The 26,439-nt window shown below is 63.3% G+C and carries 20 protein-coding genes; 16 read left to right on the forward strand and 4 right to left on the reverse strand.

All coding sequences use genetic code 11. The annotated features are described in order from the left end of the window. Positions 1 to 5: 5 nt before the first annotated feature. From rfbF to G5B40_RS12370, 3 genes are all read right to left on the reverse strand, one after another. On the reverse strand, positions 6 to 779 hold the full coding sequence (gene rfbF / locus G5B40_RS12360) for a glucose-1-phosphate cytidylyltransferase (protein WP_165099072.1): 774 nt from the start codon (positions 777 to 779) through the stop codon (positions 6 to 8). Between the two features lie 91 nt (positions 780 to 870). Then, positions 871 to 1,986 carry a glycosyltransferase family 4 protein gene (locus tag G5B40_RS12365; protein ID WP_165099075.1) on the reverse strand — a complete coding sequence of 372 codons (1,116 nt, stop codon included), beginning with the start codon at positions 1,984 to 1,986 and terminating at the stop codon, positions 871 to 873. Positions 1,987 to 2,007: 21 nt separating this feature from the next. Next, a complete protein-coding gene (locus tag G5B40_RS12370) occupies positions 2,008 to 4,353 on the reverse strand; it encodes a GumC family protein (RefSeq protein WP_246209850.1) in 2,346 nt (781 codons plus the stop codon). Positions 4,354 to 4,860: 507 nt separating this feature from the next. Between G5B40_RS12370 and G5B40_RS21410 the strand changes: the two genes are divergently transcribed. The 6 genes from G5B40_RS21410 to G5B40_RS12400 are packed head-to-tail and all read left to right on the forward strand — an operon-like array spanning position 4,861 to position 15,095. Beyond that, positions 4,861 to 7,575 (forward strand): nitrate/nitrite transporter, encoded by a 2,715-nt coding sequence (locus tag G5B40_RS21410; protein ID WP_179961576.1) that lies wholly within the window; start codon positions 4,861 to 4,863, stop codon positions 7,573 to 7,575. A gap of 16 nt (positions 7,576 to 7,591) precedes the next feature. Continuing rightward, positions 7,592 to 11,338, forward strand: a complete 3,747-nt coding sequence (locus tag G5B40_RS12380; RefSeq protein WP_165099081.1) for a nitrate reductase subunit alpha — start codon at positions 7,592 to 7,594, stop codon at positions 11,336 to 11,338. Further along, entirely contained in the window at positions 11,335 to 12,867 is a 1,533-nt protein-coding gene (gene narH, locus G5B40_RS12385; RefSeq protein WP_165099083.1) for a nitrate reductase subunit beta, read from the forward strand. The genes G5B40_RS12380 and narH overlap by 4 nt, the downstream gene beginning before the upstream one ends. Then, positions 12,864 to 13,568, forward strand: a complete 705-nt coding sequence (gene narJ, locus G5B40_RS12390) for a nitrate reductase molybdenum cofactor assembly chaperone (protein WP_165099085.1) — start codon at positions 12,864 to 12,866, stop codon at positions 13,566 to 13,568. The genes narH and narJ overlap by 4 nt, the downstream gene beginning before the upstream one ends. Before the next feature lie 16 nt (positions 13,569 to 13,584). Further along, positions 13,585 to 14,274 (forward strand): respiratory nitrate reductase subunit gamma, encoded by a 690-nt coding sequence (gene narI, locus G5B40_RS12395; RefSeq protein ID WP_165099088.1) that lies wholly within the window; start codon positions 13,585 to 13,587, stop codon positions 14,272 to 14,274. Continuing rightward, a complete protein-coding gene (locus G5B40_RS12400) occupies positions 14,271 to 15,095 on the forward strand; it encodes a peptidylprolyl isomerase (RefSeq protein ID WP_246209493.1) in 825 nt (274 codons plus the stop codon). The genes narI and G5B40_RS12400 overlap by 4 nt, the downstream gene beginning before the upstream one ends. A gap of 98 nt (positions 15,096 to 15,193) precedes the next feature. Here G5B40_RS12400 and G5B40_RS12405 read toward each other — a convergent pair whose 3' ends face one another. Then, positions 15,194 to 15,853, reverse strand: coding sequence for a 2-hydroxychromene-2-carboxylate isomerase (locus G5B40_RS12405; protein ID WP_165099091.1), 660 nt, complete (start codon positions 15,851 to 15,853; stop codon positions 15,194 to 15,196). A gap of 279 nt (positions 15,854 to 16,132) precedes the next feature. Here G5B40_RS12405 and G5B40_RS12410 point away from each other — a divergent pair, with 279 nt between their 5' ends. The 10 genes from G5B40_RS12410 (at position 16,133) to G5B40_RS12455 (ending at position 26,397) form a co-directional block, all read left to right on the forward strand. Then, complete coding sequence (locus tag G5B40_RS12410) at positions 16,133 to 16,471, forward strand: hypothetical protein (protein WP_165099093.1); 339 nt, start codon at positions 16,133 to 16,135, stop codon at positions 16,469 to 16,471. 4 nt (positions 16,472 to 16,475) lie between these two features. Further along, entirely contained in the window at positions 16,476 to 16,895 is a 420-nt protein-coding gene (locus G5B40_RS12415; protein WP_165099095.1) for a DUF2231 domain-containing protein, read from the forward strand. A gap of 79 nt (positions 16,896 to 16,974) precedes the next feature. Then, entirely contained in the window at positions 16,975 to 17,694 is a 720-nt protein-coding gene (folE, locus tag G5B40_RS12420) for a GTP cyclohydrolase I (RefSeq protein WP_246209494.1), read from the forward strand. Between the two features lie 1,129 nt (positions 17,695 to 18,823). After that, complete coding sequence (locus G5B40_RS12425; protein ID WP_165099099.1) at positions 18,824 to 19,525, forward strand: GntR family transcriptional regulator; 702 nt, start codon at positions 18,824 to 18,826, stop codon at positions 19,523 to 19,525. A 68-nt stretch (positions 19,526 to 19,593) separates the two neighbouring features. Continuing rightward, entirely contained in the window at positions 19,594 to 20,607 is a 1,014-nt protein-coding gene (locus tag G5B40_RS12430; protein ID WP_165099103.1) for an Ldh family oxidoreductase, read from the forward strand. 13 nt (positions 20,608 to 20,620) lie between these two features. Next, entirely contained in the window at positions 20,621 to 20,902 is a 282-nt protein-coding gene (locus G5B40_RS12435) for a UxaA family hydrolase (RefSeq protein WP_165099105.1), read from the forward strand. A gap of 10 nt (positions 20,903 to 20,912) precedes the next feature. Next, entirely contained in the window at positions 20,913 to 22,064 is a 1,152-nt protein-coding gene (locus G5B40_RS12440; RefSeq protein ID WP_211907325.1) for a UxaA family hydrolase, read from the forward strand. A gap of 82 nt (positions 22,065 to 22,146) precedes the next feature. Beyond that, the gene (locus G5B40_RS12445; RefSeq protein WP_165099109.1) at positions 22,147 to 23,178 is read left to right on the forward strand and encodes a TAXI family TRAP transporter solute-binding subunit; all 1,032 of its coding nucleotides are present in this window, start codon (positions 22,147 to 22,149) and stop codon (positions 23,176 to 23,178) included. A gap of 53 nt (positions 23,179 to 23,231) precedes the next feature. After that, complete coding sequence (locus tag G5B40_RS12450) at positions 23,232 to 25,121, forward strand: TRAP transporter permease (protein ID WP_165099112.1); 1,890 nt, start codon at positions 23,232 to 23,234, stop codon at positions 25,119 to 25,121. Between the two features lie 121 nt (positions 25,122 to 25,242). Then, entirely contained in the window at positions 25,243 to 26,397 is a 1,155-nt protein-coding gene (locus G5B40_RS12455; RefSeq protein WP_165099115.1) for a UxaA family hydrolase, read from the forward strand. Positions 26,398 to 26,439: the final 42 nt, after the last annotated feature.

Genomic DNA, 26,439 nt, shown 5'->3' on the forward strand with positions numbered 1-26,439 from the left:
TGAATCTACTCCCAGACCGCCCAGGGGCGGCCCCCCGAATCCCAGAGTTTCTGCAGGTTGTGCTTGTCGCGCAGGGTGTCCATCGCCGCCCAGAAACCCTCGTGACGATAGGCCATCAACTGACCGTCCCGGGCGAGATTCTCAAGCGGGGCGTGCTCGAACATCATCATGTCGCCCTCGATATAATCGAAGACCTGCGGCTCCAGCACAAAAAACGCACCGTTGATCCAGCCCTCGGTCGTCTGTGGTTTTTCCTCGAACGCGACAACCTTGTCGTCCTGGAACCGCATATGGCCGTAACGGGCTGGCGGACGGACGGCGGTGATGGTGGCCAGTTTTCCATGACTCTTGTGGAAGGCGATCAATTTCCTGATGTCGATGTCCGAGACTCCATCGCCCCAGGTCAACATGAAGGTCGAATCGCCCAGATAAGGCTTCAAACGCTTGACCCGCCCGCCCGTCAGGGTTTCGTCGCCGGTCTCGATCAGGTCGACCTTCCAGGGCGCATGGTCCTTTTCATGCCGGCGCACGGGTTCGACGTTCTCCATGTCGACCGTCAGGTTTCCCGAGAGCGTCCCATACTCGACGAAATAGCGTTTGATGTAATCGCCCTTGTATCCCAGAGCGACTGCAAATTCGTTAAATCCATAATACGAATAGATATTCATTATATGCCAAAGAATCGGCTTCCCGCCAATTTCAACCATTGGCTTAGGTCTAATTGTCGTTTCTTCCGCAAGGCGAGTACCCTTGCCGCCAGCCAGGATTGCGGTTTTCATAAACGGTTTTCCTTCAATAGACACCTGTTGTTGGTTATATTCACTGTATGACCTTGAGTCGTATTTAGCATCATCTCCACCTCATCAATCGTCAAGGGATCGAAGCGCAGCGCTTGTAGAACGCGTGATACGCGTCACGCATCGCGCCAAGGGAAAAGCGCCGCATCGCCTGATCCCGGGCTTCGTCGCCCATCGTTTTGCGCAGCGCGGCGTCGTCAATCAGCCGCCGGACCGCCCGGGCCATGCCAAACGGCTCGTCCGGGCGCACGACGATGCCGGACACCCCGTCTTCAACGATCTCGGCCGGCCCCTTGCCGTCGAAGACGATCGCGGGCAGGCCCGCGGCCATCCCTTCGGCGACGGCGAGGCCGAAAGCCTCATCCAGCGCGGCGTGCAGATAAATGTCCGATGCGCCGAGAAGAGCGGCGACCTCGTCGCTCAGCCCGAGCAACATGACCCGCCCGTCCAATCTCAGCTCCGCAGCGGCAGCTTCGAGCCTGCGCCGCTGACTGCCCTCGCCCACGATGACGAGCATGACATCCGGACACGCCTTCGCAACTTCGGCGAATTCCACGATCATCGTCTCGTGACGCTTGCGCGCGACAAGCGCGCCGACCGAAATCAGAACGATCCAGTCGTCATCCCACCCGAAACGTCTTCGTAGCGCTAGAACCCGAGACTTCGAGAGCGGCGTGTAGCAGGACAGATCGATCCCGTTTCGGATCAGGGAAATGCGCTCTTCGGGAATGTTCCACCTCACACGCAGATAGGCCCGGGAGGTTTCGCTGATCGCAACCCAGCGATTGATCCACCAGCTTCGGAGCGTCAGAAGGTTTCTCGCCGCCCTCAGCTTGCTACGCACGCCATGGGGGGCGGGCCCTATCGCGGTTCCGAAATGCTGCGTGCGAACCACCGAGTAACCGATAAGCCGAGCGACTATGCAGACCGCGACGGCCTTTCTGCTGTGCACATGCAGGATGTTGTATCCATCGGACTTCATGCGGAAGAGCGCGCTGATGGCCGCCGCCCGCGAACCGGCTTCAACGATGACGCCCTGGTCGACCATGCGCCGGAAGCGCGCGTCAATTTCGCGCGTATCCATGCAAACGCCCCTGCATTCCAGACGCCCGTCCGTCATGAGATCGTGGATCACCTGCGTCACCCCGACGCCCGGGCGGACGTTGTCGAGCAGGTGGCAAATCTTCAACGCGATTCCCGCCCGGATCGCCTAGCTGAAATATCCAGCATAGCTTTGCTTGTAGATGAATTCGTTATCCGAGTATTTCTTCGCTTTCGACTGCGACACCAGCGTGAAGACGCAGCCCGCGAGATGAGCGTCCATGGACTGAAGTTCGCGCAGCCCTTCTCTCACGGCGTTCTTGCTCGTGCCGTTCCAGCGCACCAGATAGATGATCGTGTCAGCCATGGACGCAAGCAGGCGGGCGTCGGTGACGGCCAGCGCCGGGGGCGTGTCCAGGATGACCAGGTCGTACTTGTCCCGAAGAATTCCCATAACTTCCTTGAACCGTTGCGACGAAAGTATGTCGGCCGGGCTTTCGTGAAACGACTCCTGTTCACTCAGGGCGAGGACGTGAAGGCCGGATTTCGGCTCTATCGCCAGAGCCTCCTCCAGCGCGCATTCACGGCGCATATACGCGGCCAGGCCCGCGCGGCGCTCCGATCCGCTCACGCTTGGAAACTTGGAATAGATGCGCGCATTCCTCTCGTCGCGCAGATCGCAACTGACAAGAATCGTGCTTCGGCCGGTTCTCTGGCTCGCCAGACTGATCAGGAACGATGTGGCGCTCTTACTTTCGCCGGGCACAGACGAGGTGAACATCACCACCTTCGGCTGCCGCGCGGGATCGCTGTAGAGGATGCCCGTCCGGAGATTGCGTATGCTCTCGGCCAGGAGGCTCTTGGGCTGCGACAGGAACTCCTGTGCGAGTTTCGGCAGATTGCGGCGTTTTCCGACCATCGGGATCGACGCGAGAATGGGCAGCCGGGTGATCTCCGCCAGTTCGCGCGGATCACGGACGGAATTATCGAGACGCTCTCTCAGCAGCAAAACCAGGGCGCCCAGAAACAAGCCCGCGCCACCGGACGCGAGCAACAACCGCGTGCTCGCCTCCCGATCCGGACTCGACGGCGGGTCGGCCCGCGAAAGGATCCGCGCGTCCGCGGACTGCATGTTGGCTTGTTCGGTGATCTCCTTCTGTCTGGCGACGAAAGTCTGCAGGAGCGTTTGATTGGCCTGAACTTCGCGCTCGAGGCGGGAGGTTGAGAGTTCGTCGGCCGTCCTCTCGATCGACATCACCTCCAACTCGCGAATCATTTCCTCGAGTTGAGCCTCACGTTTCTTGAGCGAGGTGACTTCAAAGTCGAGCGCGGCCACGATGTATTCAGCTTCTTCGCGAATACTTGCATTGATCTGCTTTCGAAGAGCGATATTGCGGGCCCTTGATGGCGAGATGTTATCGCCGCTGATGGCGCGGTCCTGCGCGATCTCATCTCGAATCTCGATGTCATGTATCCGAAAACCGGTGATGAGATCCGAGTCTCGAAACTCGGTCACGCTCCAGAGATCGTCGCCCGCTTCCAGGGCGGCCGCGGCGCGCTCGTACCGCGCCTGGGAATCGGCCAGCCGGAGCCGGATGTCGGCCAACGCCTGATTCGATGCGCTCAGCTGAATGGTCAGCATCTCGGAACTCTGAGCATGCCGCGCAGCCAGATCGAGCCGCGCGGCTTCCAGCGCCTCTTCGGAACGGGCGACTCTGCGCCTCTGATCCTCGATGCTCCGATTGACCATCTCGATCACCGCGACGACATCCTGGTTCTTCGTCATCTGCTGAAACGAGATGTATTCATCGCTTATCGTGTTGGCGACCAGCGCGGCCTGCTGCGGGTCAGGCGCTCCGTAGACGACTTCGATCACTCGCGATCCGCCGATGTGGCTGATCTGGAGATTCGCGCGCAGTTTGCTGATCGCGGCCCGAACTGCGTTGGACTTCCGGTCTTCGTCGGAAAGTGAGTCTGTCTCCGAGGGGCTCTCCCTCAGGCCCAGCCGCACCACGAGACCGTCAATCAGCTCTGCGCTGGCCGGCAGACCCCATTGGGCCAGCAGATCGTCCGTGTAGCGGGACAGGGAGAATTCGTCGGCGGGCGCGCTGTCGTCATCGGGGGCCGGGGCCTCCAACTCCGCCGACTCGACTTCGGCCAGCCCAAGACGCTCCACCACTTTCCCGAGCAGCGTCGTGGAGTTGAGAATCTCGATCTGGTTGCCGAGTCCCCTTCCGGCGTCCGGCTCAGCCAGAACATTCGAAATGGCGACGATCTGAAGACGTTCGGGTTCGAACAGGATGCTGGTCTTCGCCAGATAGACCGGCTCCTGCCTGCTCACATGATAGGCGCCGACACCCAAGCCGAAGATGATGAAAAGCAGTATCAATAGCCTGCCGCGCCAGATAATCAGCGCGATCTTCCTTAAATCCAGAATGCTTTCCGTAGTGTTCTCATAGGGGAGTTCATACGCATCCACATCAAACCGCCCCTCCTGATTTGCCGCACGATTCATCGGCACCACCTGTCTCGAGTGCACATTCAGTTCCTCGATACCTATACTTCTCCCACAACAAGGCGCGGGCAGACCGAAAGAGTCTTTAGCCTCTCCTATGAGGAACCATATCAGGGCACAAAACCGCCCGGTTGTCGATAATACCTCGCCCGAGACGATGCGCCGAAATGCACACTCGCCGCCCGCCAACGGAAGCGGGCGCGCGTCGCTTCACGCGGCGTTCCGGGAATTTACGCGCGTCTCAACGTCGCGCTGGAGGCGATCCACCCCCTCGCGATCGGTCTGACCGCGCCGTCCCGGAGAGCGAACGCGCGGATGGCGCGGACTTCCAACGCCGTCTCTCAAGCTTCTTGACATCCTGTCGGCGCTGCACTCTGGTGAAAAGTGCAAGCGGTTGCTTCCGCAAGCATCTGGAAGGTTGGCGCGCTTAATGCGGGTACTTTCTCCTTCGTATTTGCGGATCCGCGAACGTTCGCGTCGACGCAGCAATGCGGGAGGAGACGCCAGGTGAATGCGGCGACGGATATCGGTTCCGGAAAGGAATGGCGCGCTCTCTCGCTCAGCACGGTTGCATTCACGACCTGTTTCGCAGTCTGGACGATCTTCGCGATCATCGGGATCGAGATCAAAGCGGAACTTGGCCTCAGCGAGACCGAGTTCGGCCTGCTCGTCGCGACGCCGGTTCTTACAGGGTCGCTGACGCGGCTGATTCTCGGAATCTGGACCGAGCAATTCGGCGGCCGGCTTGTCTTCACCGTCCAGATGCTGGTGACGGCGGCCGCGACGTGGGGACTGACGCAGGCGGACAGCTTCGCCACCTACATCCTCGCGGCGCTCGGAGTCGGGGTCGCGGGCGGGTCGTTCGCGGTCGGGGTCACCTTCGTCTCACACTGGTTCCCGAAGGCGCGTCAGGGCATGGCGCTGGGGGTTTTCGGGGCCGGCAATGTCGGCTCGGCGCTCACCACCTTTGTCGCGCCGCTGGTCATGGTCGCCTGGGGGTGGGAGGCGGTGGCGCAGATCTGGGCGGCGGCGCTGGCGCTGGTGGCGGTGGTTTTCTGGCTCTTCGCGCGCGACGACCCGGAATCGATCGCCCGGCGCCGCGCCGGACGCCGGCCGTCTTTTGCTGACCAGATCGCGCCGCTCAGGAATCTGCAGGTCTGGCGCTTTTCGCTCTATTACTTCTTCGTCTTCGGGGCGTTCGTGGCGCTGGCGCTCTGGCTGCCGAACTACCTCGTCGAAGTCTACGACGCGGATATCCGCACCGCGGGCATGGCGGCGGCGATGTTCTCACTCGCGGCGAGTCTGTTTCGCGCCTATGGCGGGCAACTCTCGGACCGCAAAGGCGCACGCACCGTGCTCTACTGGACCTTCGGGTTCTCGATGATCGTGCTCCTGATGCTGTCCTATCCGCCGACCGACTACGTGATTCATGGCGTCAGGGGGCCGATCGCATTCTCGACGCAGATGGATTTCGGGCCGTTCGTCTTTGCGATTTTCGTTCTCGGCTTCTTCATGAGCCTCGGAAAAGCGGCGGTCTTCAAACATATTCCGGTCTATTACCCCAAACATGTCGGGTCGGTCGGCGGCCTCGTCGGCATGATCGGCGGCCTTGGCGGATTCGTTCTGCCGATCGCATTCGGGGCGCTTCTCGACCTGACCGGCATCTACACCTCGTGCTTCGCGTTCCTCTTTCTTATCGTCGGCATGGCGCTCGTCTGGATGCATCTGTCGATCAGGGAGATGGAGAAGTCCGCGCGCGGCGTGCCGCTCGACGAATTGCCCGAACTGCCGGAAATGCAGGGCTTCCCCGCGATCGCCAAGCCGGAGCGGGTGCTGGAAACCTGGAATCCGGAAGACGCCGAGTTCTGGGAGACCACGGGCCGACGGATCGCGACGCGCAACCTCTGGATTTCGATTGTCTGCCTGCTGTTCGCGTTTTCGGTCTGGATGGTCTGGTCGGTGGTGGTCGCGAAGCTGCCGCTGATCGGCTTCGATTTCACCGCGGCGCAGCTCTTCTGGCTCGCGGCGCTGCCCGGGCTTTCAGGGGCGACCTTCCGGATCTTCTACTCGTTCATGGTGCCGATCTTCGGCGGCCGGCTCTGGACCACGATCTCGACCGCCTCGCTGATGTTGCCGGCCTTCGGCATCGGCTACGCTGTGCAGAATCCGGAGACGCCCTATTTCATATTCCTTGTGCTGGCGCTGCTCTGCGGTTTCGGCGGCGGCAACTTCGCGTCGTCGATGGCCAATATCGGCTTCTTTTTCCCGAAGAAGGAAAAGGGCGCGGCGCTGGGCAAGAACGCCGGCCTCGGCAATCTTGGCGTTTCGGTGATGCAGTTCCTGATCCCGGTAGTGATCACCGTTGGCGTCTTCGGCGCGCTCGGCGGCCCGCCGCAGCAGGTCTCGGAGAGCGAACAACTGTGGCTGCAAAACGCCGGGTTCGTCTGGGTGCCGTTCATTGCAGTCGCGACCATCGCGGCTTGGGTCGGCATGAACGACATCGCCGACGCAAAGGCCTCCTTCTCGGAGCAGGCGATCATCTTCCAGCGCAAGCACAATTGGATCATGTGCCTGCTCTACACCGGAACGTTCGGCAGCTTCATCGGATTCTCGGCTGGGTTCCCGCTGCTGGCGAACACCGCCTTCCCGGAGGTGAACTCGTTGCGGTTCGTGTTCCTCGGGCCGCTGGTCGGCGCGCTCAGTCGCGCATGGACGGGATGGATCGCCGACAAGTACGGCGGCGCCCGCGTCACCCTCTGGGTTTTCATTGGCATGATCGTGGCGGCCCTCGGCGTTCTGTTCTTCCTCTCCGTGGGGTCGTTCATCGGCTTCTTCGCCATGTTCATGGCGCTCTTCTTCTTCACCGGGGTCGGGAATTCATCGACATTCCAGATGATCCCGAACATCGTTGGCGACTATGTTCCGCGACTGATGCCGGAACTCGACGCCGATGCGCGGCGTCGGCAAATCGAGCGTGAAAGCGCCGCGATCACCGCGTTCACCTCGGCGATCGCCGCTTACGGCGCGTTCTTCATCCCCAAGGCCTATGGCTCTTCGATCGCGGCCACCGGCAGCGCGAACCTGGCGCTCTGGGGGTTCGTCATTTTCTATGTGATCTGCTTGGCCGTCACCTGGTTCTGGTACGAACGACGCGGCGGTTTACTTCACGATATGGAGCGTCGCCGCTCCGGAAAGCCTATCGGGGACGCCCAGCCAGCCTGACGTAAGGAGCCAGCCCATGAGCCACCTTCTCGACCGTTTGAATTTCCTGCAAAAACGTCAGACTTTCGCCGGCGGCCATGGAGAGACCACCGCTGACAATCGGGCATGGGAGGAAGTCTACCGAAATCGCTGGCGTCACGACAAGATCGTGCGCTCCACCCACGGGGTCAACTGCACGGGCTCATGTTCGTGGAAGATCTACGTCAAGTCCGGCATCGTCACCTGGGAGACGCAACAGACCGACTATCCGCGGACCCGGCCCGATTTGCCGAACCATGAACCGCGGGGATGTTCGCGTGGCGCCTCTTACAGCTGGTATCTATATTCCGCCAACCGGGTGAAAACCCCGCTCGTGCGCTCCCGTCTACTCAAGCTCTGGCGCAAGATGCGCGAGAGCAAGAGCCCTACCGCGGCCTGGGCGGCGATCCAGGCGGACCCGGTGCTGCGGAAATCCTATACGGAGGTGCGCGGCAAGGGCGGATTCGTCCGCGCCTCATGGGACGAAGCGTCCGAGATCGTGGCTGCGGCCAACGCCTATACGACAAAGAAGTACGGGCCGGACCGGGTGTTCGGCTTCTCGCCAATTCCGGCGATGTCGATGATCTCCTACGCCGCCGGCGCGCGCTATCTGTCGCTTCTGGGCGGCACCTGCATGTCGTTCTATGACTGGTATTGCGATCTGCCGCCGTCCAGCCCGCAGACCTGGGGCGAGCAGACCGACGTTCCGGAAAGCGCGGACTGGTACAACGCCAGCTTTCTGATGCTCTGGGGCTCCAATGTTCCGCAAACCCGCACGCCCGACGCGCATTTCTACACCGAGGCGCGCTATCGCGGCGCGAAGTCCTGCGTGGTCAGCCCGGATTACTCGGAGGCCTCCAAATTTTCCGATATCTGGCTGTCGCCGCGCGCCGGCACCGACAGCGCGCTGGCGATGGCGATGGGCCATGTCATATTGCGCGAGTTCCACATTGATCGGCAGCCGGAATATTTCGCCGATTACGCGCGCAAATACACCGACTTTCCGATGTTGGTGCGGCTCGACGCGAAGGACGGCCGCTACGTGCCAGGGCGAATGCTGCGGGCCGGCGATTTCGACGACGCGCTCGGGCAGAAGAACAACCCCGACTGGAAGACCGTCGCCTGGGACGAAAAGAAAGGCGAGATCGTGGTCCCGAACGGCTCGATCGGCTTTCGCTGGGGCGAGGACGGCAAGTGGAACCTTGAGGAGAAGGCGGGCCGCGCGAACACGCGGCTGCGTCTGAGCCAGGTCGCCGAAGAGAACCGCGACGACGTGGTCGGCGTCGATTTCCCCTATTTCGGCGGCGCGGCGCGCGGCCCGTTTGTGAAAACCGAGCATCCCGAAATACTCACCCGCAACGTGCCGGTGCGGCGCATCCAGACCACCGAGGGCGAAGCGCTTGTGGCGACCGTTTTCGATCTCTTCTGCGCCAATTACGGCGTTGACCGGGGGCTCGGCGGCGAGTGGGTCGCCGCCGACTACGAAGCCGACATTCCCTACACCCCGGCCTGGGCGGAGAAGATCACCGGTGTGAAGGCCAACGCCATCGTCACCGTGGCCCGCGAGTTCGCGCTGAACGCCGAAAAGACGAATGGCAAGTCGATGGTCATCCTCGGGGCCGGGATCAATCACTGGTACCACATGGATATGGCCTATCGCGGCATCATCAACATGCTGGTGATGTGCGGTTGCGTCGGCCAGTCCGGCGGTGGCTGGAGCCACTATGTGGGCCAGGAGAAACTGCGCCCACAGACCGGTTGGACAGCGCTCACCTTCGCGCTCGACTGGGCGCGACCGCCACGCCAGATGAACGGGACCTCGGCCTGGTACGCGCATAGCGACCAGTGGCGCTACGAAACCGTGAAGGTGAGCGAGATCCTCAGCCCCACCGCGCCGGAAGGCGATTGGGACGCAAGCATGATCGACCTCAACATCCGCGCCGAGCGGATGGGGTGGCTCCCCTCCGCGCCGCAGCTGAAGACCAACCCGCTGGAGGTGGGGCGCGCCGCGAAGGAGGCCGGCGCGGACGTGAAGGACTACGTGGCTGAACGGTTGAAGTCTGGCGAATTGCAGATGTCCTGCGAGGACCCGGACGCGCCGGAGAACTGGCCGCGCAATCTCTTCGTCTGGCGCTCCAATATTCTCGGCTCCAGCGGCAAGGGGCACGAGTATTTCCTCAAGCATCTGCTCGGCGCCGTTCACGGGGTGATCGGCAAGGAGCTCGGCGACGAGGGCAAGGTCCGCTCGAAAGAGGCCGTCTGGCGCGACAAAGCGCCGGAGGGGAAACTCGATCTCCTCGTGACGCTCGATTTCCGCATGTCCACCACCGCAGTTTATTCCGACATCGTGCTGCCCGCGGCGAGTTGGTACGAGAAGGACGATCTCAACACTTCCGACATGCACCCGTTCATCCACCCGCTGCAGGCGGCGGTGGACCCGGCCTATGAGTCGCGCTCGGACTGGGAGATCTTCAAGACCATCGCGAAGAAGTTCAGCGAGATTGCGCCGGAGATCCTAGGGGTCGAGGACGACGTGGTGCAATTGCCGCTACAGCATGACAGCGCCGGCGAGATCACACAGGGCCATGTCCGCGACTGGAAGAAAGGCGAATGTGAATTGATCCCGGGCGAGACAGCGCCGAATTACATCGCCGTCGAGCGCGATTACCCGAATCTCTACAAGCGCTTCACCTCGCTCGGGCCGCTTATGGAGAAGATCGGCAATGGCGGAAAGGGCATCGCCTGGGACACCAAGACCGAAGTGAAGCATCTGATCGACCTCAACGATCCGGTGCTCGAGGAAGGGCCCACCGCGGGACTTGCGAAGATCGACACCGGCATCGACGCGGCGGAAGTGGTGCTGATGCTGGCGCCCGAAACCAACGGCGAGGTCGCGGTGAAGGCGTGGAAGGCGCTCGGCAAGATCACCGGGCGCGACCACATCCATCTGGCGGAGGCGAAGGAGGATGAGAAGATCCGCTTCCGTGACATCGCGGCTCAGCCGCGCAAGATCATCTCCTCGCCAACCTGGTCTGGCATCGAAAGCGAGGAGGTCTGCTACAACGCCGGCTACACCAACGTCCACGAACTGATCCCGTGGCGCACGCTCAGCGGCCGCCAGCAGCTATACCAGGATCATCTCTGGATGCGCGCCTTCGGCGAGGCGCTCTGCGTCTACCGTCCGCCAGTTGACCTCAAGACCATCACCGGTGAGATCAACGAAGCGGAGCGCGATGGAACGCCGCATGTGGTGCTGAACTTCATCACCCCCCATCAGAAATGGGGCATCCATTCGACCTATACCGACAACCTTCTGATGCTCACCATGAGCCGCGGCGGACCGATCGTCTGGCTGTCGGAAGATGACGCCAAGACGGCCGGCATCGTCGATAACGACTGGATCGAGGCCTACAACATGAACGGCGCGCTGGTGGCGCGGGCGGTGGTCTCGCAGCGCATCAAGCCCGGCACGGTGTTCATGTATCACGCGCAGGAGAAGATCGTGAACGTGCCCGGCTCGCAGCGCACCGGGCGGCGAGGCGGGATTCACAATTCCGTCACCCGCACCGTGATGAAGCCCACGCACATGATCGGCGGCTACGCCCAGCTCAGTTACGGCTTCAACTATTACGGCACGGTGGGCTCGAACCGCGACGAATTCGTGGTGGTGCGAAAGATGACCGAAGTGGACTGGCTGGACCAGCCAGCGGCGCCCGAAACCCGGCAAGTGGAGGCCGCAGAATGAAGATCCGCGCGCAAATCGGCAAGGTTCTGAATCTCGACAAGTGCATCGGTTGCCACACCTGTTCGATCACCTGCAAGAACGTCTGGACCAGCCGCGACGGCGTCGAATACGCTTGGTTCAACAATGTCGAAACCAAACCCGGCATCGGCTATCCCAAGGACTGGGAGAACCAGAAACGCTGGAACGGCGGCTGGGTGAGAAACAAGAGCGGCCATATCCATCCCAAGCAGGGCGCCAAGTGGCGCATCCTCGCGAACATCTTCGGCAACCCCGACCTTCCGGAAATCGACGACTTCTACGAGCCCTTCACCTTCGATTACGAGCATCTGCAGTCAGCGCCGGAGATGGAGCATTTCCCGACCGCGCGCCCACGCTCGCTGATCTCCGGCGAGCGGATGGAGAAGATAGAATGGGGCCCGAACTGGGAGGAGATCCTCGGCGGCGAATTCGAGAAGCGTTCGAAGGACTACAACTTCGAGGGCGTACAAAAGGAAATTTACGGCCAGTTCGAAAACACGTTCATGATGTATCTGCCGCGGCTGTGCGAGCATTGCCTCAACCCGAGCTGCCTGGCGTCCTGCCCCTCCGGCGCGATCTACAAGCGTGAGGAGGACGGCATCGTCCTGATCGACCAGGAAAAATGCCGCGGCTGGCGGATGTGCGTCTCGGGCTGTCCCTACAAGAAGATCTACTACAATTGGGAAACCGGCAAATCCGAGAAATGCACCTTCTGCTACCCCCGGATCGAGAGCGGCCAGCCGACAGTGTGCTCGGAAACCTGCGTAGGGCGGATCCGCTATCTCGGCGTGATGCTCTACGATGCGGACGCGATCGAGAGCGCCGCGGCGACCGAGAATGAGCAGGATCTCTATCAGGCCCAACTCGACATATTTCTCGACCCGCACGATCCGGAAGTCGAGGCGCAGGCGCTGGCCGACGGCGTGCCGCGAGACTGGTTGGAGGCCGCGAAACGCTCGCCCGTCTACAAGATGGCGATGGACTGGAAGATCGCCTTTCCGCTGCATCCGGAATACCGCACGCTGCCGATGGTCTGGTATGTTCCGCCTCTCTCGCCGATCCAGAACGCGGCCGAGGCTGGCGCGATCGGCCATGATGGCGAGATGCCCGACGTCCGGTCGCTGCGAATTCCGGTGCGTTACCTCTCCAACCTGCTGACGGCGGGCAAGGATGAGCCGATCGTCACCGCCCTGGAACGGATGCTCGCCATGCGCGGCTACATGCGCTCGAAAACCGTGGACGGCGTGATCGACGAGGCGATCGCGGAGCGCGTCGGCCTGACGCCGGCGCTGATCGAGGACATGTACAAGATCATGGCCATCGCCGATTACGAAGACCGTTTCGTGATCCCCACCGCCCATCGTGAACTGGCCGAAGAGGACATCATGGGTCTCAGGGGCGGTTGCGGCTTCACCGACGGAAATGGCTGCTCAACCGGAAGCTCCGGCCGCTCGATGTTCGGCGGGAAGAAGAAGCGCGGCCTGACCATCCCCGAGGCGATGAACTCATGACCGTCACCTTGAGAGCCCTGTCTGCGTTGCTCACCTATCCCAGTCCCGAGCTTCAGGCCGCCGCGCCCGATATCGCCCGCGCGCTCTGCGATGAAGGACTGCTGGGGGCGGAGGCGATTGCTGGACTGGAGCCGCTTCTCGCGCAGTTCGCGGCCGACGACATCTTCGATGTTCAGGAGCGGTTCGTGCTGCTCTTCGATCGCTCGCGATCTCTCTCCTTGAACCTCTTCGAGCATGTTCACGGCGAAAGCCGCGATCGCGGCGGCGCGATGGTCGATCTGCTCGAAACCTATCGCGCCGGCGGGTTCGAGCCGGTCGGGCCGGAGTTGCCGGACCACCTGCCGATGCTGCTCGAGTTCCTTTCCACGCGGCCGCTGGCGGAAGCGCGGGAGATGCTGGCGGACGCGGCGCATATCTTCGTCGCGGTGGCTGAGCGGCTTGAAAAGCGAAAAAGTCCCTATGCGCCGGTCTTTCGCGCGCTGGAGACGCTCGCCGCCAGCCCGGCCGAGGCGGAGCTTCTGGCGGAAATCTCCGCTCAACCTGATGACGACCCCGAAGATCTCGCCGCGCTCGACGCGATCTGGGAGGAGGCGGCGGTGACGTTCGGGCCGGACCCGAACGCGGGCTGCCCGACGGGCCGCGACCTGTTGGCCCGAATGGGGCCTGCGCCACAGCCGGAATGGACCGGCGAAAAAGGCTGAGCCGGAGGAGGCCCAGATGAACTTCCTGTTGTTCCAGATCTACCCCTATATCGCGCTGACCGTGCTCGCCCTCGGCTCCATCATCCGGTATGAGCGCGACCCGTTCACATGGAAGTCCAGCTCCAGCCAGCTGCTGCGCCGAGGGCGATTCATCCTCGGCTCGGTGCTCTTTCATGTCGGCGTCCTGACAATTTTCGTCGGCCATCTCGGCGGGCTCCTGACGCCGCTCTGGTTCTTCGAGCTTGTCGGAATTTCACACACCTTCAAGCAGTGGCTCGCCATCATCGTCGGGGGCGCCGGCGCGATCATGGCGCTGGCCGGCGGCGCAATCCTTCTTCACCGCAGACTGACCGACCCGCGCGTACGCGCGCATTCGAGCTTTGCGGACACATGGATCCTGATCCTGCTCATGGCGCAGCTCGTGCTCGGCTTTCTCACGATCTTCGTGTCTTTGCAGCATCTTGACGGCGACGAGATGGTCAAGTTCATGACTTGGGCGCAGGGCATCTTCACTCTCAGGGCCGATTCCTGGACCCATGTCGCGAACGCCAACATCCTTTTCAAACTGCATATCTTCCTCGGGCTGACGATCTTCCTCCTGTTCCCGTTCACCCGGCTCGTGCACATGCTCTCCGCGCCGGTGCGCTATCTCTGGCGCCCCGGCTACCAGATCGTGCGCGGGCGCCGGCGCCCCGCGGCCGAATGATGCAGGCGCGCGCGCTCCAACCCGAGGTCTCGGTCAACGGCGAGGTGATCCCCTCCTCGCTGATCGCTGCGGAGGCGCAGAACCACCCGGCCCCACCCGGCAAACCGGGCCTCGCCTGGCGGGCGGCCGCGCGGGCGCTGGCGGTGCGGGCGCTTCTGCTGCAGGCGGCGCGCCGGCTGGAGTTGGATCCCGAACAGCAGGAATTGGGACCCGGCCGGCGGGAGACCAGGGACGAGGCGCTCGTGCGTGCGGTGATCGAGACGCATGTCCGGGCTGAGCCTCCCGATGATGACGCGTGCCGCGCCTTCTACGCCGCCCACGAGCAACGCTTTCGCGCGCCGAACCTCTATGAAGCGGCGCACATCCTCCTGCCCGCACCGCCTGACGACCCCGCTGCGCGCGCAAAGGCCCGCGAATTCGCCGAAGCGCTGCTGAAGGAGATCATGGTCGACGCGCGCGCCTTCGATCGGCTGGCGAGGGAAAACTCGGCCTGCGAATCGCGGGGGAACGGCGGCCGCCTCGGGCAGATCACCGCCGGAGACACCGTGCCCGAGTTCGAAGCGGCGCTCGAAGCGCTTGAGGAAGGAGCGATAAGCCCGGCCCCGGTGGAGACGCGCTACGGCTTTCACATCATCCGGCTCGACGCCCGTGCGGAGGGTGAGATTCTCCCTTTCGACAATGTGCGCCAACGTATTCGCGAGATGCTCGAACGCGCCGCCTGGGCGCGGGGCGCCAGGGCGCTCGTGACCCGCCTGCTCGAAGAATCGACAATAGAGGGCGTCAGTTTCTCCGCCGCGGACGCCGCCCCGCCGGACCTCTAGCACGGGACGCGCTCTGATCGTTCGCCCGTAACGGGGTGAAGCGCGCGCACCCGGCGCGATCTCTTGGGAATACGGTCAGCCTCCGGCGATATCGCCGCTCATGTCGGCGAAGCCTCGGAGCCATCGATCGCGCGTCGGAGAAACTCCAGCCTGTCCTGACCGAAAAAGAGCTCGTCTTTCCAGATATAGGTCGGCGAGCCGAAGACGCCGCGCCTCGCGGCTTCGCGCGTGTTGGCCTGCATCTCTTCCTGAATGTCGGCGCGCATCGCCTCCTCGCAGAGGAGGACGCCCGCGACGCCGAGCTCAAGTCCGTCAACGATCTCCGCGATGATCTTGACGGCGGCGATATCGCGATCGTCGCGCCAGAGCGCCTCGAGGATCGCGTGGCTGAGCCGGCCGGCGTCCAGGCCACGGCGCTGCGCCGCGATGACGGCGCCTGAGGGAAGCTCGCGCGGGCCGTAGTGATGGGACGGATCGACATTGATCCCGATGCCGAGATGCTTTCCCCAGCGGCGGTATTCGAGCTGCGTGTAGCTTTCGCGGATCGGGTCCTTCTCCATGACACGGGCGCCGGCGTGGGGACGGTCCGTCGTCCGCGCGCCGTCGAAAGCGTAACGCCCCTCGACCAGCGCCAGCAGATCCATGGGATGATGAGAAACCGTGACGCCATGCTCCGCCGCCAGCGCATTGAGCCGCGCCGCGCCGAGATAAGCGAACGAGGAACGGATGGAGTAGAAATACTCGATTACGTGAGACACGTCGGCTGAACTCTCCTCTTTGCGACCATGCATAACCGCAGCAACGGGTCGCCGCCAGCGGTCGCGAACACTGCGGATTCGGCCCCCGCGCGGGCCTCGCGACGCCGATGGCGCCGTGCTCAAACACCAAGGGCGCGATCTCGCAGATTTTTTTGGGAACGTAACGCCCCTTCGCCGCATCCAACGGTCGGACGGAACAATGTTGGGCGAGGCGGGGATGGGCGGAAACGCTCTTCGCGGCCTTCGCCGATCATGCAGCCCAACCGAAAGGAAACCGAAATGATCGTCTACGCCGTCATCGTCTTTGCAATCGCCGCCCTCGGGGGGCTCTACCTCGCCGGGCATGCGCTCCGCGAAAAGTTCGCGCCCTGGGCGGTGTCGCTTCTCCACGCCGGCCTCGGTGCGCTGGGGCTCATCCTGCTGATCGCGGCGCTGATCGAGGGGGCGGCCTCGCAAACCGTCCTGATCGGTTTCGTGATCCTGCTGGCGGCGGCGCTAGGCGGGTTCTTTCTCGCGTCGTTTCATCTGCGCAAGCGTCTGGCGCCGAAGGCCGTCGTCGTGGTCCATGCCGGCGTCGCCGTGGTCGGGTTCCTGACCGTTCTGTCCCAGGTGATCTGACTCCATGCGTCATCCTCTGCATCCCGCATTCGTCCATTTTCCGGTCGCCTGCTGGTCGCTTGCAGTCGTCGCCGATTTCACGAGCCTGTGGCTGGGAGAGGCCGCCTGGCGCTGGTCGGGTGGGCTGCTCGCTGTCGGCTGCGCGTTCGCGATGCTCGCCATGCTGGCCGGCATGGCCGAGCTGCCGCGGGTGCCCGAGGGGGCCCCGATGAGTGACGCCTGGGCGCATATGGGCGCCATGATGGCCGCCTTCGCGTTCTTCGCGGCGCGGCTGGTCCTGCGGCTCGACCATCTGCAACCGCTTGCGCCAGATACGGTTTCGCTCTTGCTCGATGCTGGCGGGTTCATCGCGCTGACCGTCGGCGGGTGGTTCGGCGGGCGGCTGGTATACGGCCACGGGGTCGGGCGGAACCGGCCCGAATGAAAATTCTTCATCAACACCAGTTGCGTCGGCCAGCCGTCGACCACGCAGCGCATGCCGCGCGCCGACGAGGAGTATGATCGTGCTGAACAGAATCCCCTCCCTCACCTATACTGCGGACGACGCGCCCGTATCGAGCCGGATCCGCGCGCGACTCAGGAGAGCCGGACAGCCATTCCGGGCCAATGACAACATCGCCGCCTTCGTTGAGGACGGTGAGCTGGACGAATTGCGCCTGGAGGTCGAGAAACGGATGGAAGAGGTGCTCGGCGCGCTGGTGATCGACACCGAAAACGACCACAACACCGCCGGCACGGCGCGCCGGGTGGCGAAGATGTTTCTCGACGAGGTGTTCGCCGGGCGGTATCGCGATGCGCCGCCGGTGACCAGCTTTCCGAACGTCTCACAGCTCAACGAATTGATGATCGTCGGCCCGATCACCGTGCGCAGCGCCTGCTCGCACCATTTGTGCCCGATCATGGGAAAAATATGGATCGGGGTCCTGCCGAACACCGACGCGGACCTGATCGGACTGTCGAAGTACGCCCGGCTCTGCGACTGGATCATGAGCCGGCCGCAGATCCAGGAAGAGGCGGCGATCATGCTGGCAGATGAACTGGAGCGCCGTATCCGGCCCGACGGGCTGGCGATCGTGATGGAGGCGGATCACTTCTGCATGCACTGGCGCGGGGTCAAGGACGAGAAGCCGGTGATGACCACCTCGATCATGCGCGGCGCCTTCCTCGAGAACGACGCGCTGCGGCGTGAGTTTCTCGAGCTGCGGAACCGGGACCGCCAATGACTCTGGGAACCGGCTGGTGCAAAAGGCCCCGCTGACCCGCCTGCGCACATGACGACCGCAATCCGGCCAGCAACCGAGCGGCGCCGGGGCCGCCCTCGGGCGCCACCGGCGCCGTGCCCAGACGCGGGTCATTTCTTTGGTCGCTTTGATCGCTGGATTTCTTCCAGTTCTGGCGCCGGCGCCGGGAACTGGAAACCTTTACCTCATTGTTTGAATTCTCCGCCTTATTGAGCTGCGAAGCCTCTCCAATCCGTAGTGTGCTCTTGGTTGTGTCTCTCGTTGTGACAGCCCGCAACTCGGTCGCCCCGAGTTCGTAAACGTGATCGGAGCCTTGTCGCCAATCGTGCCGAGTGGCCGTTTCTCGCTATAGTATCGACGCTAAGGTCCCGGCATTTTGGTCACATTCGCGAGCGTCATGAACCAGTTGGCGCGCCGGCACTCGGCATGAATGCAACCGTCGAAGGCCAGGACGAACGCATTGTCTGTCGGTTCTGCCGGCCGTGAAAGGTCGGGTGTAGCCCCGCGCCGATACGACCGGAAACCCATGTAGCGGGAGATGAACTCGCTGCCCTGGTCGATAGAGATTGTTTTGGGGTGCGATGCCGCTTGGCGCGAGATCGCCCGCCTGCTGGTCATCACTGACCGTGTCTAGATCCCTGCTCTAACTGCAGGACTTGCCCGACGATACCCAGATAGACCGAACTGGCGTTTCGGTTCGATCATGGCGGCAAACGGATGTTCGTCGTCAGCACACCCCCGTACCGGTCGACGCGGTGTGAGTCGGTGTGAGCCCAGAACGCGGCGAAGGCGGCGCTCAGATACTTTCATCCGACCGCGCGCTCGATCGGTGCATGCGCGACAAAGGGAGAGGATCAGAAGTTTCCCGAGGACGCCTTCCTCAGAATCAACTCGTCCAGCGTCAGGTTCGAAACCGCGCGCCTAAGCCGCTCGTTCTTCTTCCGCAGCCGTTTCAGGGGAGCAGATCACGCGGAACACGCACACGAGCGGGAGAAAGTCGTTTTCTCGGTTCGTGACGCCGGAGTTCGATTCACACCAGGCGTTTTGTCGACAAGATTGTTGACAAAATGACGAGAGGCCTGGAGGGTGAACTCGACACATGGGAATGGACATGGAATCTGAACAACCGCGACAATCGAAGCCATCAAGCGGCGCACCCGAAACGGGTTCGGGGTCCGATGTTCAACGGATTGTTGAGCAGCTTCGGTCGCGGATCTCAGAGCATGAGATCGCGCCGGGGTCGAAGCTCAAGGAGCAGGATATTGCTCGTGAGTTCGGCGTTTCACGCACCAAGGTGCGCGAGGCTCTCGCCGCTCTGGAGATTCGCGGCTTCGTCGCTCGCACGCCGAATAGAGGCGCTGTCGCACGGCGGCTGGAGCTGAGCCAGGTATTCGAGATCTACGATGTGAGAGAGGTTCTTGAAGGGCTCGCTGTCCGAAGAGCCGTGGAGAACGGGCGCCGCGAAATCTGGGCGGAGCTCCTTGCAGAGGCTGACGGCGCGTTCGAGGAGCGCGTGCTCGCCGGCGAGCTTCACCTGTATGAAAAGCTATTCCAGCGTTTCCGCAAGGAGGTTATCGACGCGGCGGCCAATCCGGTTCTGACCGATATGCTCGACAGCGTTCGCGACCAAACCAATGTCACGCTGCGCCGCGTCGTCATGCTCCCCGGACGCGCCGAACAAGGACTGCGCAACCTTCGCCTCGCCCTCGAAGCAATGAAAGCCGGAGACGCCGCGGGCGCGGAGCGCCTCAGGCGCAACGGCATCAGGGAGGCGATCGCAGCCCTGAAACACTACCAGAGATTTGTACTATGACTACGCTGGCCGCAAAATCTCCGCCCCCGAGAGCGCGCCGCGACGAACTCGAACGCTGGACCGCGGCGATGTTGGACGCGGCCGGGGTCCCGGAAGGAGACGCCAACCTGGCCGCGCGGACCCTCGTCAGATGCGACACGCGCGGTTTTCGGACCCACGGCCTCGCAAGACTATGCGATTATCTCAAGAAGATCGCCGCCGGAGAGATCGCGCGTGAGACACCGTCTCCGGAGCCGCCGGATGGTCCGGTTTTCACTTACGAGGCTGGCGGGGCGCTTGGGCAGGTCGCGGGGCCGAGAGCGGTTGACCAAGCTCTTGCTCTGGCCGCTACGTACCCCGTCGTCACCTGTCAGATTCAGAATTCGGCGCACCTTGGTGCGCTCGGGGTCAACCTGCTCGGCGCCGCGGATAAGGGCTGCGTCGCGCTCATGTTTCAAGCGACGCCCCCGGTCATCGGCGCGCCGGGCGCAAAGAGGCCGATGATCGGCAACAACCCTTTTGCGATGGTTGCGCCGCGCCTTGGCCAGCCGCCCTTCGTCGTCGATATGGCGTGTTGCGTGGCGGCGCGCGGCAACATTCTGCTCGCGACTCGAAACGACGAGCCGATCCCGGAGGGCTGGGCGCTTGATGGCGAAGGCGAGCCGACGACCGACGCGGAGGCGGCCCTGCTCGGTTCGCTTCTTCCGGCCGGAGGGCACAAAGGACTCGGGCTCGCCATGATGGTCGAGATTCTCGCGGGCAGTCTCGCCGGCGCGACCTTTCGGGATAGCCTCAATCCCGGCGGCGGGATCGCCAGCGGTGGCGGGCGTCTCAATGCGTTGGTTCTTGTTTTCAACCCGGACCTGTTGCAGGGCCGGGCGGCCTATGACGAGCACGTCGCCGCCTGGACCACGCATTATCTCGCGGCGGGCGGTCCGTCGGCGCGCATTCCCGGCGAACGCGCCCAGGAGGCGGAGCAGGCCGCGGAGCGCCACGGCGTGCCGCTTCCGGTCGCCATCATCGAAGAGCTGAAAGCCGCCGGAGCCGCCGCGCGCATCCCTTTCCCCGCGATCGAGCGCGGGCATCTGCCGGACCAGCAATAGACGAGGAAACAAAATGACACGTGCGATCGTGCTTCATCCGAACGACAATGTCGCCACCCTGATCGACGAGGCCGCCAAAGGCGTCTCCGCAGAGTTGCGGGGCGAGCGCACGGGCGCCGTAGAGCTTCGGGCAGACATACCCTATGGCCACAAATGTGCGGTCATCGCGCTGTCCTCGGGGGACGACATCCTCAAATACGGTCAGGTCATAGGCAGGGCGACAGCCGACATTGCGATCGGCGACCACGTTCACACGCATAACGTCGAGGCGCTTCGCGCCCGCGGCGACCGTTAAGGCGCGCATGATGTCTTTCCTTGGATATGAGCGGCCTGACGGCCAGGTCGGACTTCGCAATCATGTCGGCGTCATCTCGGTGATGGACAACTGCAACCCCGTCACGCGCGCGGTCGCGAACGCGGTGGAAGGCGCGCTGCCGGTGACCACGCTTTTCGTGCGCGGGCAGCTTGGGCGCGACCTGGACATCGCCTATGACACGCTCGCGGGACTTGCGCGCAATCCGAACATAGCTGCGATCGTTCTGATCGGACTCGAACCCGTGACGACGGAAGAGGTGGCGTCGCGCATCCGATCCTGCGGCAAACCTTTGGAGATTGTGAATATCCAACTCGTCGGCGGCACCATCGAAGCAACGGCGCTTGGGGTCCGGCATGCGGCGCGGCTGATGCGCGAAGCGAGCCGCCAGAAGCGGACGAACCAGCCGCTCACGAAACTGACGATCGGCGTGGAATGCGGCGGCTCCGACACCACCTCCGGCCTCGCCTCCAACCCTTCGATAGGCTTCGCCGCCGATCAGGTGGTCGCCGGCGGCGGCAAGGTGGTGATCTCGGAGACGTCCGAATTCTTCGGCGCCGAGCACCTCTTCGCCGAGCGGGCCGAAACCGAAGCGGTCGGACAACAGTTTCTCGACGCCGTGCTTGGATTCGAAGAGGAAGTGATGGCCCGTGGGCTCGACCTCCGAGGCGCCAACCCGTCGAAGGACAATATCCGCGGTGGGTTGACGACAATCGAGGAAAAGGCCCTCGGCGCGATGTCCAAGGCTGGAACCTCTCCGCTCGTCGGCGTGCTCAAATACGGCGAAGCGCCGATGAAGGCAGGACTCCATTTCATGGCGACTCCAGCGCCTGCGGTGGAGTCGTTGACCGGGCTCGCCGCCGGCGGATGCCAGCTCATCCTCTTCTCCACGGGCGTCGGCAATCCGATCGGCAGCGTGGTCGCGACCACGCTGAAGGTGTCGGGCAATCGCAACACGGTCGCTACGTTCAGCGACAACATCGATTTCGACGTATCGGACGTCATCGAAAACGGATCGCCGATCCGCGAGGCAGGCGGGCGGCTCTTCGACTTCACGTTGGAGGTCGCCTCCGGCGCCCTCACCAGTTCCGAAGTGCTGGATGTGCGCGAAACCGCAATCAGTCGTTTTGAGCCTTCGATGTGAACTCGCCCCTCCCGTCGCGCCCGCCGGGGGGGCGACGACGGGAGCATAAAAGCACCCGGCGGAAAAAAGGGAGACCTACACCATGAAAGCAATGATCACGCCACGAGCAGGACGCCGCGCGCTCGCGCTTTCCGCGCTCATCGCAGTCGGACTTTCGGGCGGCGCAAGCGCCCAGACGAAAGAGATCGGATTTCGCTGCGCGCCGTTCGGCTCGATCATGTACACGGTCGGTAACGCGATTCAGGACCTGACTCAGAAACGCCATGCGACGCTCCGCGTGACAAACGCGGAAGGGCCGGGATCAACAGCCATCACAGTGAATCTGATGTCCGGTGGCGAGTGGGTAAATACGATTGGCTGCACGAGCCTGCTCGACTACACCTACGCGGAACAGGGCGTCGAGCCATTCTTCAGCGAAGCGCATCCCGAGATCCGCACCGACGTGAAGGTGCTGTTCAACGGCTTCTACGGCGCGATCGGGGTGCTGACGACGGATCCCGCCATAGAGTCCGCGACGGACCTTGATGGACGCTCGCTGGCGCTCGGTCGCCGCGCCCAGGCGCATTGGGGCGGACTGCCTGCGCTGTTTCTCGAAAAAGGCATGCCGGAGGTCGACCCCGACATGGAGTTCATGGGAACCGCCCCATCGCACGAAGCACTGGTGGAGAACCGGACCGAAGCCATCATCTCGCAGATCGTCATGTCGCCGGACGGTGCGAAGGCTTTCAAACCGGGCGTGGTGAGCCAGCTTTTCGCCTCGGGCCGTGACATCTATCTGGTGGGCTTCCCGAACGAGGCCTTCCAAAAGGCGGAGGAGGGGGGCATGCGCTTCCGGCCGATCGCCGTCTCGGGCGACCAGATCCCCGAGGCAGCGGGCGACCGTAGCGTGAACTGGATCTTCGCGCCCGCCGCAATTTCGGTCCACAAGGACTTCTCTGAGGAGGACGCCTACGAGCTTACAAAGTTCATGATCGAGAACGCGGACGCGCTCCCGGATTACGCCGCGACGCTTAGCGTCGTAGCCTCGGGCGAAGGGCTGCTCGGCGACTGGCAGGCCGATGACCTGCATCCCGGCGCTCTCCGCGCGTATCGGGAGGCGGGTTTGATCGAATAGCGACCCGGAACTTGCGCGGGTCGCTCCCGCGCCTCCCTGCATAGGGAAGAGCCATGAACTGGATCTCCGTCATCGCATCTGGCGTCGCGCTTTTGGCGGCGCTCTACCATCTCGGGTTCGCGTTCGATCGACCGTTCACCGAGGGCGAGCACGCGATCATCCATGTCGGGTTCGCCGCCCTCATCGTGGGCGTCGACCAAGCTCGGCGGCGGCGAGGCGCATTTCGCTTTCTCGCCGTCGCGTGCACCGTGGCCGCGCTCGCGGCGAGCGTCTACTTCGTTCAGATCAGCGAAGAGCTTGAGCTCCGTTTCGGAATTGGGCTGACGATGCCCCAGACCGTCGCAGGGATCGCGATCATCGTCGCGGTCATTATCCTGTGCTGGATGGAATGGGGGCTCATAATCGCCTCCCTCGCTGTGATCGGCCTTTCCTACTTCTTCTTCGGCGACAATATTCCCGGCGCGATGCGCGCCGCGTCGCATCCTTCGTTCGAATATGCGATGACATTCCTGATATCGTCGGGCGGAACCGGTCTCTACGGGCAGGTGACGCCGATCTCCGCCAATATCGTATTTCTGTTCATGGTCTTCGGCGCGTTGCTCGCCTCCACCGGCGTCACACGCCTGTTCATGGAACTCGGCAACTGGCTGGGACGACTCCTGAAAGGCGGCGCAGCCGTGACAAGCGTGGTCTCGAGCGCGCTGCTCGGGACGGTGACGGGCGCGACCGTCGCCAACGTCGCGATCACTGGCGTTTTCACTATCCCGACAATGAAACGTCAGGGATTTCGCGCCGAGGATGCCGCCGCGATGGAGTCCGTCGCGTCGTGCGGCGGCCAGATCCTGCCGCCGGTCATGGGCGCCGGCGCCTTCATCATGGCGGCGTTTCTCGGCGTCAGCTACGTGGACATCGCGTTGCGCGCGCTCGTCCCGGCGCTCCTCTTTTTCGGGTCGGTTCTGCTCGTGATCGCTTTCATCGTTCGGAAGTCCGGCCACATCGAAGAATGCGACCCGCCCGACTTCAGATGTATCCGGGGTGAGATATTCCCCTTTCTCGCCCCTATGACGACGCTGGTCTATTTTCTGATGAACGGGTATTCGGCGACGACCGCTGTCGTATTCGCGATCGCCGCGATTATCGGTTCGACGCTGCTCCGGCCCTCCACCTGGCGTTCGAAATCGGGATTCGTGAACTCGCTGAGAGCAATCTTTGAAGGGTTGGTCTCAGGCGCGCAGCAAGGCGCGGGGCTGGCGATCGTCATCGTGGTCATTTCGCTTGTCGCCCAATCCCTGATCACGACCGCGCTTGGCCCGAAATTCGCCAGCGCGCTTTCCGGACTCGCGGGCGGGTACACGTTCCTGGCGCTCCTGCTGATCATGCTGGCGTCGCTCATTCTGGGCTGCGGGCTGCCTACCGTCGCCGCCTACACGATGGTGGCGATCATGATGATCCCCGCCCTCAGCACGCTCGGGGTGGATGCGTTCGCCGCCCACATGTTCGTCTACTATTTCGCCGTTTACGCCGCGGTGACGCCACCCGTCGCGACTGCGGTGATCGTCGCGTCGAGGATCGCGGAAACGAGCTTCTGGGGCGCCGCATGGGCGTCGATGAGGCTGATGGCGGGGCCGATCATCCTGCCGTTTCTCTTCATCTATCATGGCGACATCCTCACGTTCCCGCTGAATTCGGGCGCGCTGCTGCCGATCTTCGCCTGGCTTGTCGCGACCGTCAGCCTCCAGATCGTCACCGTCCGCCATTTCGTCGGCCCCGCGTCGGCGCTCGACATCGCGGCGGCGGGGGCGTCGGTGGCTTTCGCCTTCGCCTGGATCGTGGCGGGCGCCATGCCGCTGCTCGCCGTCGCTGTCCTCCTGCTAGCATTCGTCACGACCTTGCAGTTGAGACGCCGGTCGCGGGCCGCCGCGCCACGCTCCGGCGCCGCATGACGACCCGTGCGGGGCCCCCCGCACCCAACCCGAGAACCGCGCAATCAAAGGAGAGCGCCATGATCAGACCGACCGCAGCGCCCAGAACCGGACTCCCACTTCGCCTTGGGAGGGTCGCGCGATGACTGAGTTTCTTGGCTATCGGCGCGATGATGGATCAGTCGGGATCCGGAACCATGTGGTGGTTCTCTCGGCGATGGACACCGCGAATCCCACCGCGCAGCGCATCGCGTCAAGCGTCCGCGGCGCCGTGCCGATTACGATCTCCTTCGGGCGCGGACAGATCGGCTTTGACTACGAGATGACCGTACGGGCGCTGGCTGGTCTGGGCGCGAATCCGAACGTCGCGGCGGTCCTCGTGGTGAGCCTTGAGCCGACGTCGGCCGAACGGGTGGCCGCCCCCATCGCGGCGACCGGCAAGCCCGTGGAGATCATCACGCTGATGGGCGAAGGCGGTTCGATCAACGCGACGGCCCGCGGCGTGCGCTGGGTCGCGGAACAGACGTTCGCCGCGTCCCGGAAGCGGCGCGAGCCTTGCCCGGTTTCCTCTCTGATCGTCGGGGTGGAGTGCGGAGGGTCCGACACCACATCCGGCCTCGCTTCAAACCCGGCCGTCGGCGCGATGGCGGATCTCCTGGTTGACGCCGGCGGATCCGTCATCCTGTCCGAGACGTCGGAATGGATGGGCGGCGAGCATCTCCTCGCCGAGCGCACCGCGGATTCCGATGTCGCGAAACGGATCATCGAGGCTGTCGAGCGGGTGGAGCAAGACGCGCATGAGCGCGGGGTCGACATCCGGGGGCAGCAACCGACCGCCGACAATATTCGCGGTGGATTGACGACGATCGAAGAGAAATCGCTTGGCGCCATCCTCAAGGGCGGTACGCGTCCAGTGGCGGATTTCCTGGAGTATTGCGAGCGGCCCCGGAAGCCGGGGTTGAACCTGATGGACACCGCCGCGCCCGCCGCCGAGTCCATCACCGCGCTTTCCGCTGGCGGCTGCCAGATGATCCTGTTCTCGACGGGTCAGTGCAACCAACTCGGCGCTCCTCTCTCGCCCACGCTCAAAGTCAGCGGCAACGCGACGACGCTTTCGCGGATGACCGATCATATCGACATCGATGTCGGCAATCTGCTGAGTGGCGAAACGAGCCTGCAGGAAACCGGTGCGCGCGTCATGCGCGCCGCCATGGAGGTCGCGAGCGGAGGGCTCACCCGCGCCGAGATCTTCAGCGAGGAAGTCACCACTATCAGCCGGTTCGAACGCTCGCTTTGACGCGCGAACTTGCTCGGCCAGATTTGAAACGGGAGAAACATG

Source organism: Pikeienuella piscinae (genome assembly GCF_011044155.1).
Taxonomy (GTDB): Bacteria; Pseudomonadota; Alphaproteobacteria; order Rhodobacterales; family Rhodobacteraceae; genus Pikeienuella; species Pikeienuella piscinae.